The organism is Parasediminibacterium sp. HNIBRBA5674 (genome assembly GCF_056745525.1).
Genome location: NZ_JBQWIE010000108.1, coordinates 1 through 458, shown reverse-complemented (window position 1 = coordinate 458; position 458 = coordinate 1). Strand labels below are relative to the sequence as shown.

At 36.7% G+C, this 458-nt stretch carries 1 protein-coding gene; it reads left to right on the top strand.

Features of this window, described 5'->3' with window-relative positions; all coding sequences use genetic code 11:
* Positions 1–15: 15 nt before the first annotated feature.
* On the top strand, positions 16–458 hold a 443-nt coding region (locus ACT9TX_RS18470), incomplete at its 3' end, for a family 78 glycoside hydrolase catalytic domain (RefSeq protein WP_481340599.1).

The following is a 458-nucleotide window of genomic DNA, read 5'->3' as shown; positions in this document are numbered from 1 at the left end:
TTAAAACCACAGAATTTGCCAGCAATAAAAAAGATGCAAACATTGGCTACTAAAAAGTTTTACAAGTTGCCAAATGGCAATTATGTGTTTGATATGGGGCAAAATTTCGCAGGATGGAATAGGTTGAAAATCAACGCACCAAAAGGCACAATCATTACCATGAAAATGGCTGAGGAAGTAGCAAATGATACATTAGCCTATGGCACTACAGGTGTATATGCTACAAAGGTTATTCAAACAGAAAAATATATTTGTAAGGGCATTGGTACAGAAATCTGGGAACCACGGTTTACCTATCATGGCTTTAGGTATGTAGAAGTTAGTGGCTTGACAAGCACACCCACAAAGGATTTATTAACAGGTATTGTGGTGCATTCTTCTATGCTTTCAGCAGGAAACTTTAATTGTGCTAATCCTCAAATTAACAAGCTACACCAACTGAGTTATTGGACTTTAAT